Source organism: Polaribacter dokdonensis (assembly GCF_024362345.1).
Classification (GTDB): domain Bacteria; phylum Bacteroidota; class Bacteroidia; order Flavobacteriales; family Flavobacteriaceae; genus Polaribacter; species Polaribacter dokdonensis.
The window spans coordinates 3079466-3087453 of the sequence record NZ_CP101505.1; the positions used below are offsets into that span (position 1 = coordinate 3079466).

General features: G+C 28.4%; 10 protein-coding genes. 6 read left to right on the plus strand and 4 right to left on the minus strand.

Annotated elements, in window-relative coordinates:
• Positions 1–2 precede the first annotated feature (2 nt).
• Complete coding sequence (locus LPB302_RS13905) at positions 3–548, plus strand: YceI family protein (RefSeq protein WP_053972990.1); 546 nt, start codon at positions 3–5, stop codon at positions 546–548.
• Positions 549–553: 5 nt separating this feature from the next.
• Positions 554–1420, plus strand: a complete 867-nt coding sequence (locus tag LPB302_RS13910; RefSeq protein WP_053972989.1) for a DUF5777 family beta-barrel protein — start codon at positions 554–556, stop codon at positions 1418–1420.
• On the opposite strand, the gene prmC is transcribed toward LPB302_RS13910, so the two are convergent.
• The 3 genes from prmC to LPB302_RS13925 are packed head-to-tail and all read right to left on the minus strand — an operon-like array spanning position 1421 to position 4203.
• Positions 1421–2281, minus strand: coding sequence for a peptide chain release factor N(5)-glutamine methyltransferase (prmC, locus tag LPB302_RS13915; RefSeq protein ID WP_053972988.1), 861 nt, complete (start codon positions 2279–2281; stop codon positions 1421–1423). It abuts the gene before it with no gap.
• A gap of 2 nt (positions 2282–2283) precedes the next feature.
• Positions 2284–3708 (minus strand): cardiolipin synthase, encoded by a 1425-nt coding sequence (gene cls, locus LPB302_RS13920; RefSeq protein ID WP_053972987.1) that lies wholly within the window; start codon positions 3706–3708, stop codon positions 2284–2286.
• Between the two features lie 3 nt (positions 3709–3711).
• Positions 3712–4203, minus strand: a complete 492-nt coding sequence (locus tag LPB302_RS13925; RefSeq protein WP_053972986.1) for a GNAT family N-acetyltransferase — start codon at positions 4201–4203, stop codon at positions 3712–3714.
• 124 nt (positions 4204–4327) lie between these two features.
• On the opposite strand from LPB302_RS13925, the gene ribD reads away from it, so the two are divergent.
• From ribD to LPB302_RS13945, 4 genes are read left to right on the plus strand one after another with little or no spacing between them, the layout of a single operon-like run.
• Entirely contained in the window at positions 4328–5371 is a 1044-nt protein-coding gene (gene ribD / locus LPB302_RS13930) for a bifunctional diaminohydroxyphosphoribosylaminopyrimidine deaminase/5-amino-6-(5-phosphoribosylamino)uracil reductase RibD (RefSeq protein ID WP_053972985.1), read from the plus strand.
• A complete protein-coding gene (locus LPB302_RS13935) occupies positions 5364–5972 on the plus strand; it encodes an HAD-IA family hydrolase (RefSeq protein WP_053972984.1) in 609 nt (202 codons plus the stop codon). The genes ribD and LPB302_RS13935 overlap by 8 nt, the downstream gene beginning before the upstream one ends.
• Positions 5969–6832, plus strand: a complete 864-nt coding sequence (locus LPB302_RS13940) for an EamA family transporter (protein ID WP_053972983.1) — start codon at positions 5969–5971, stop codon at positions 6830–6832. Before LPB302_RS13935 ends, LPB302_RS13940 begins: the two co-directional genes overlap by 4 nt.
• Entirely contained in the window at positions 6832–7443 is a 612-nt protein-coding gene (locus LPB302_RS13945) for an IMPACT family protein (RefSeq protein WP_053972982.1), read from the plus strand. Before LPB302_RS13940 ends, LPB302_RS13945 begins: the two co-directional genes overlap by 1 nt.
• Here LPB302_RS13945 and LPB302_RS13950 read toward each other — a convergent pair.
• The gene (locus LPB302_RS13950; RefSeq protein ID WP_053975254.1) at positions 7432–7830 is read right to left on the minus strand and encodes an acyl-CoA thioesterase; all 399 of its coding nucleotides are present in this window, start codon (positions 7828–7830) and stop codon (positions 7432–7434) included. The genes LPB302_RS13945 and LPB302_RS13950 overlap by 12 nt on opposite strands.
• Positions 7831–7988: the final 158 nt, after the last annotated feature.

Genomic DNA, 7988 nt, shown 5'->3' on the forward strand with positions numbered 1-7988 from the left:
TTATGAAATCAATTATAACCATATTTTGTATTTGCTTTTGTTTATCAACTGTAAATTCTCAAGATCGCTATTTTACAAAAAGCGGTGCTATCAACTTTTTTTCTAAAGCGCCTTTAGAAGATATTACTGCAGATAATAATCAGGTACTTAGTATTATAGATGCTTCTAATTCTAAAATGGCTATTTCTATTTTAATGAAGTCTTTTTTGTTTGATAAAGCATTAATGCAAGAACATTTTAATGAAAACTATGTTGAATCAGATAAATATCCCAAGGCTACATTTAAAGGGGAAATATTAGATTTTAATACACTTTCTGAAGATCTTAAAGAATTTAAAGTTAAAGGTGTAATAAATATTCATGGTGTTTCTAAAGATATTGTTGTTATTGCAACAATGAATAAAGTAAATAATACTATAACTGCTGTTGGTAATTTTATAATTAATCTAGAAGATTTTGACGTTGAAATTCCTGCTGTAGTTGCAAAAAATATAGCAAAGAATATTAAAGTAACTTTTAACTTTAAGCATACACCATTTAAAAAATAATACCAATGAAAAATATTCTAACCACACTTTGTTTCCTTTTTTTAAGTTCATTTAGTTTCGCCCAAGATGATTTATTAGATATTTTAGATGATGAAAATACAGAAACAGATCAATCTATAGTAACTTCAACTTTTAAAGGAACACGTATTATTAATGGGCATTCTGTAGAAAATAGAAAGGATAGTGAACTAGAGTTTATTATTTCTCATAGATTTGGACGAATAAATTCTGGGTTTTATGATTTGTTTGGTTTAGATAATTCAAACATTCGATTTTCATTAGAATATGGTTTAACAGACGATTTAACCATTGGTGCAGGTAGAAGTAGTTTTGAAAAAACTTATGATGGTTTTCTAAAATATAGTTTGTTCAAGCAAAAAACAGGCGCAAAATCATTTCCGTTTGCAATTTCATTATTTAGCAGCATTGCTGTAAAAACATTAAAAGATTATGATCCAGATGATAAAAGAACATTTGCAGAAAGTTTGTCTTATGTGTCACAAGTTTTAATTGCTAGAAAGGTTAGTTCATCTTTTTCGTATCAAGTAACTCCTACTTATATTCATAGAAATACAGTAAGTATTGCAGAAGATCCTCATGATATTTTTGCACTAGGTTTTGGTTCTAGAATTAAAGTAAGCAAAAGAGTATCTATAAATGGTGAGTATTTTTATGCTTTTGATAAATCAACCTCAATAAATGCAAGAAATTCTTTAGCATTTGGTGTTGATATAGAAACAGGGGGTCATGTATTTCAATTGATATTATCAAATGCAATTACAATGATTGAAAAAAGTTTTATTGCAGAAACTACTGGAGATTTCTTTGGTGGAGATATCCATTTTGGATTCAATATTTCTAGAACTTTTTAATTATAGAGTAGCCTTTAGCATTCTATCATTTTTAAAAATATCTTGTTTTAATTCAATATTTTTAAAAGCTTTGTTTTTTAGAAGGGTAGAGGTTTCTTTACCTAAATATTGGTTGATTTCAAAAAACAAACATCCATTTTTATTCAAATGATTTTTAGCTAAATCAGCAATTTTATCGTAAAAAATTAAAGCATTATTGTCCTCTACAAATAGGGCTAAATGAGGTTCATTCTCTAAAACATTATTATTAATTTCTGCTTTTTCTAAATTTCTAACATAAGGAGGATTTGAAATTATGATATCAAATTGCATATTTAAATCTATTGTTTGTAGAATATCTTTTGTAATAAAGTTGATGTTAACCTGATTTTCAATTGCGTTTTTTTTAGCAATTTCTAGAGCTTTTTCAGAAACATCAATTGCAGAAATACTAGCGTTATTCAACTCTTTAGCCAAGCTAATAGGTATGCAACCACTTCCTGTGCCAATATCTAAAATTGAGATTTGTTTATTTGTATAGTTAGAATTGTTTCGTACTTCATCAATAATCCAAGCTACTAATTCTTCAGTTTCAGGTCTTGGTATCAAAGTATTTTGATTTACAAAAAATGGATGTCCAAAAAACTCAGTATGACCAATTATATATTGAATAGGTTCTTCTTTTTGCAGTCTTTCTAGTGCTTTATTTAGAATAAGTAATTTAGAATCTTCAATTTTGGAGTCTGCTTTTATGACTAAATCTACACGAGTTAATCCTAAATACTCTTCAATTAATAGTATAAGAAAAGTATCGATTTCTGTTTTGGGATACAATTCAGAAAGAGAAGTGTTAAATAAAGTTCTGTATTCTTTTAAGGTCATGTTTACAATAGTGGACTAAAAAAACGACAGATTCTTTCGAGCGTTTTTTGTTTATTAGATCTTTTTTTAAAGGTTGCTAACTCCAATTTATTGGCTAATTTTTTGCGCTCTTCAAATTCCTGTTTGATTTCAGAGGTTATTTTTTCGCAATAAATAATAGCATTTAATTCATAGTTATGCTCAAAACTTCTGCAGTCAAAATTTGTAGACCCAACAGAAGCTACATCATCATCTATAAAGATTACTTTACTGTGAGAAAAATCCTCTCTCAAATAAATTTCTACACCTGCAGCTAATAAAGTCTCAAAATATGAGTACATACTATAGGTTGCAACTTTAGAATCGCTTTTTTTAGGTAGTAATAGCGTTACTTGAATTCCACTTAAAGCTGCAATTTTAAAAGCCTCTAAAATGGCAAAAGTAGGTACAAAATAAGGGTTTAAAACACAAATGCTTTTCTCTGCTAAGTTGATAAAACTTAAGTATTGTTGCATTACTACAGATTGATCATAATCTGGTCCACTTGAAACTATTTGCAAAGTAGTATCACCTTCATCTTTACATAGTTCTGTGTATTTGTCTGTGGTTGTTAAATCTTGTTCTGTTGCGTAATAAAAGTCTCTTAAGAATGATTTATGAATGCTGTTTACAGCACAACCATTGATTCGTAAATGAGTGTCTTGCCAAACACCAAGATTATCATCATTAATGTATTCGTCAGTAATATTTACACCTCCTGTAAAACCAATTTTATTATCTATTATTGCTATTTTTCTATGGTTTCTAAAGTTTAACGAAAACAGAAAACTACCAAATTTAAAAGGCGTTTCAGGATAAATTTCTACACCAATTTCTTTTAAATGTTTCTTAGTTTTATTCTTTAAATAGTAACTTCCAATAGTATCATAAAGAATTCTAACTTCTACACCTTCTTTTCTTTTTTGTTCTATTATTTTCAAAATCTCAGACAAGACTTTACCATTCTCTATAATGTAATATTGTAAGTGAATAAACTTTTTTGCATTTCGTAAGGCTTCATAAAGTGCCTTAAAAGTTTCTTCTCCATTCTTTAAAAGGGTAACATTATTTTTATCCTCTGTACTTATATTTGTGGTATTGTAAATGAGCTGAGAAATCTTTTTTTGTTTAATGTTTTTTAGAACATCAAGATTGGCATCATCTTTTGTTTTAAAAGATTTTGAAATAAAGTCTTTTCGTTTTTTAGTTTCCTTAAGTTCAAAAAACTTAATTTTTCTACGATTTATTCCAAATAAAATAAATGCAAAAACTCCAAAAAATGGAAAGAAGAAAGTTATTAAAATCCAACTTAAAGATTTAGAAGGTTTTACTCCAAAATATAAAATGTTATAAAATGCCCAAAAGAATAATAATAAATGAGTACCTCCTAAAATGTAATAAGTCATCATAGCTTATATTTCTTTTATCATCCATACATTACAATTGTAATGTGCAGTGTTACCCATTGGTTTATCTAAATTGATAAAACCATTTCGTTTGTATAATTTTACTGCTGCTTGCATGTAAGGTAAGGTTTCTAAATAACAATTGGTAAAACCTATCTCTTTAGCTTTATGTAAACACTGTTTTATAAGTTTAGAGCCAAGACCTTTTCCTCTGGCAATAGGTAAAAAATACATTTTTTGTAGTTCACATGTGTTTCCTTCAAAATTATCTAACTGAGCAATACCTGCACCACCAACAACAGTATTGTTATGCGTAACTACATAATATTTACTTGTAGTTTTTTGATATTGCTTATACATGTTATCTGTGGCTTTATCTTCATAAGCTGTACCAACTTTTGGAGCACCCATTTCTAGAATTACCTCACGAATTACTTTAGCAAGAGCTGCATCATCTTCTGGTTGAATTTCTCTAATGATAAAATCTTCACTTGTCATTTAATACTGTATTTTTGCTGCAGCAAGTTACCTAATTTTTTAAAGAAATATTAGATAAATTAGAGGCTATATTTTTAAGTTTGTTTTAGAAATTAGCTCACTTTTATTAAAAATATAATACGCTATTAATCACGAAGTTTACATAAAACGTTGTTTGCAAATTGCCAAAAACGGGCTGGGTACTACAAGACCAAACCCTTCTGTTGGAGCTGTAATTGTGCACAATAATAAAATAATTGCAGAAGGTTTTACCTCTAATTACGGAAGCAATCATGCAGAAGTAAATGCAATTACTGCAGTTTTAGATAAGAGCTTGTTAAAAGAGGCTACAATTTATGTTACTTTAGAACCTTGTTCTCATTTTGGCAAGACTCCACCTTGTGCAGATTTAATTGTAAAACACAACTTTAAAAAAGTGGTAATTGGTACTTTAGATACTAATAGTATGGTTGCAGGTAAAGGTGTTGAAAGATTAAAAAATGCAGGAATTGAAGTAATTGTAGGTGTTTTAGAAGAGGAATGTAAAAAGCATCACAAACGGTTTTTTACCAATCAAAATAAGAAAAGACCTTACACTATCTTAAAATGGGCAGAATCTCAAGATGGTTTTATAGCACCAAATTATAAAGAAAAACAGCAACCTGTCTGGATTTCAAATCAATACTCGCAACAAATTGTACACAAGCTTAGAAGCAAAGAACATGCTATTTTAGTAGGTACAAATACTGTAATTGCAGATAACCCTAAATTGAATGTTAGGTCTTGGACAGGCAATAATCCTACAAGAGTTGTTTTAGATAATCATTTAAGGCTACCTAAATCTTTGCACGTGTTTGATAATTCAGTAAAAACCATTTTTATCACTGATAAAAATACAGATGCAAATTCAAAGCAGGAAAACATGGTCTTTGAAAAGATTGATTTTCAAAATAATGTTGCCAAGCAAATTATATCGATTTTGCAAAAACATAAAATTCAGTCTTTAATTGTAGAAGGAGGAGCAAAGACACTGCAAACCTTTATAGATGAAAACCTTTGGGATGAGGCTATGGTTTTTGTAGGTGATGTTGAACTTAAAGAAGGTGTAAAAGGGCCTGAGTTTGATGTGCAATTAGCTCATCAACAAAAAATTAAAAACGATACTTTAAAAGTATATATCAATGATTAAAAATATAATTTTCGATTTTGGTGATATTTTCATCAATCTAGATAAACAAGGCACATATAAAGCTATGGCTGCTTTAGGTGTTACTGAAATTTCTGATGATATGATTCACGTATATCATCAGTATGAAAAAGGATTAATCTCTACAGAAGAGTTTATTGATTTTTATGAGCAAAAAGTTCATTTAAAAAGGGAAGACTTGGTTAATGCTTGGAATGCAGTTTTATTAGATTTCCCAAAAAGAAGATTAGATTTTATTATAGAATTAGCAGCTAGTAAAAAGTACAGATTGTTTTTATTGAGTAATACTAATGATTTACATATAAAATGGATACAAAATAGTTTAGGAACTGCTTTTTATAACGAGTTTAAAAATGCTTTTGAGCAATTTTATTTATCGCATGAAATTCATTTCAGAAAGCCAGATTCTGAAATATATGAGTTTGTTTTAGAACAAAATAAATTAAATCCAAAAGAAACTTTATTTGTAGATGATTTGAAAGAAAATACAGATTCTGCACATAAATTAGGTATTCAGGTTTGGAATTTAGATCCTAAAACTGAAGATGTAACAGCGTTATTTACTAAAAACTACAGTCTTTGATTTACCTATTATTAAGCATATTAATTTCTACAGGACTATTTGTAATTTTTAAATACTTTGGTATTTATAAAGTTGATGTACTTAAGGCAATTTTCATCAACTATATTGTAGCTTTTATTTTAGGTTTTACTTTTGCAGAAAGAGATTTTTCAGTAATTGAAATTCCAAATCAACCTTGGTTTTTAGGAGCTTTGTTTTTAGGAGCTCTTTTTGTGTCAATCTTTTTTGTAATGGCAATGACTGCTCAAAAAAATGGAGTTTCTGTAGCTTCTGTAGCAGGTAAAATGTCTGTGGTAATTCCTGTTTTTTTTGGAGTTTTTCTGTATAACGAATCAGTAACTGTTTTAAAAATAGTGGGCATTGTAATTGCTCTAATTGCTGTGTATTTGGCTTCTGTAAAAGAGGATAAAATTGCTACTGAAAAAGCAGGATTGTTATTTCCTGTGTTACTTTTCTTAGGTTCAGGTACTATAGATACTACTTTAAAATATGTAGAAACTAATTTTGTTGATAAAGCAGATGTTTCTATTTTTTCTGGAAGTCTTTTTGCGATAGCAGCTTTCTTTGCAGGAATTATTCTAATTATAAAAGCAATTAGAAAGAGAGAGAAATTTGAAATTAAAAATTGTATTGCAGGATTAATTCTAGGTGTGCCCAATTACTTTTCTATAGTTTTCTTAATAAAAGCATTGCAAACAGAAGGTTTTGAAAGTTCTACACTTTTTACTATAAATAATGTAGGTATTGTAATTGTATCTACGCTTGTAGGTATTTTAATTTTTAAAGAGCAGTTTAGTATAAAAAATAAGTTAGGTGTTGCTTTAGCTATTTTAGGAATCATAATTGTAGCACTGGCCTAATGAAATCAGATAGTTATAAAACCATTTTAGAAGCTACAAAAGAAACTCTTTTTAAAGATAGAAATAGTAAATTTTTTGGTTTTGCTTTTCCTGTAACGAATGAGGAGGCAGTAAAAGACTGTTTGGAGGAGGTAAAAAAAATACATTATTCAGCACGTCATTTTTGCTATGCCTATCAAATAGGAGTAGAAGATATTAAATATAGAGCAAATGATGATGGAGAGCCTAATAATTCTGCAGGAATGCCTATTTATGGACAAATTCAATCTTTTGAAGTTACCAATATTTTAATAGTTGTTGTTCGATATTTTGGTGGAACAAAATTGGGAGTAGGTGGTTTAATAAATGCCTATAAAACATCCGCTCAAATTACTATAGAGGCTTCAGAAATTGTTGAGAAAACAATAGATGTTTTTTATCAATTAAATTTTGAATATGACATGATGAATAAAGTGATGCGTATTTTAAAAGAGAAGAACATCAATTTAGTATATCAAAAAATGGAATTAGCTTGTGAATATGTGATTTCAATTAGAAAAAAAGAGTCAAAAGCTATTTTTGATATTTTTAATAATTTATATAAAGTTGATATTCTGAAACTAGAAGCCTAATTTATCTAGTAAATAATCTGGGCATCTGGTTGGTTTTTCGGTTTTCATATCTATAAAAGCCAAAGTAGAGTTACCAGTACAAATCATTTCATTTTGTTCGTTTACAATCTCATAAATAAAATCAATTTTTACCATTGGTTTTTTTACAAGAAAAGTTGTGATTGTAAGCATATCATCATACAAGGCAGATTTTTTAAAATTACAGGTTAATGATATTACAGGCAGCATTATGCCTTTATTTTCCATATCTTTGTAAGTAACACCCAGATTTCGAAGCCATTCAGTTCTTCCAAGTTCAAAATACTGTGCATAATTTCCATGGTAAACCACACCCATTTGATCTGTTTCTGAATAACGAACTCTAGTTTTTGTTGATGATTTTTTCAATTTATATAAACATTTTCTATTAGGCATTTTACGTAAAAAAAAGTTAATAATCAATAGTAAAATCGTTTTTTTATAATGTTTTTTATTCACATTTTTGTAGGGCTTAAGAAAAGAACCAACCAACAAAATTTTAACCAAGAAAAACAAGTTAGTAATTA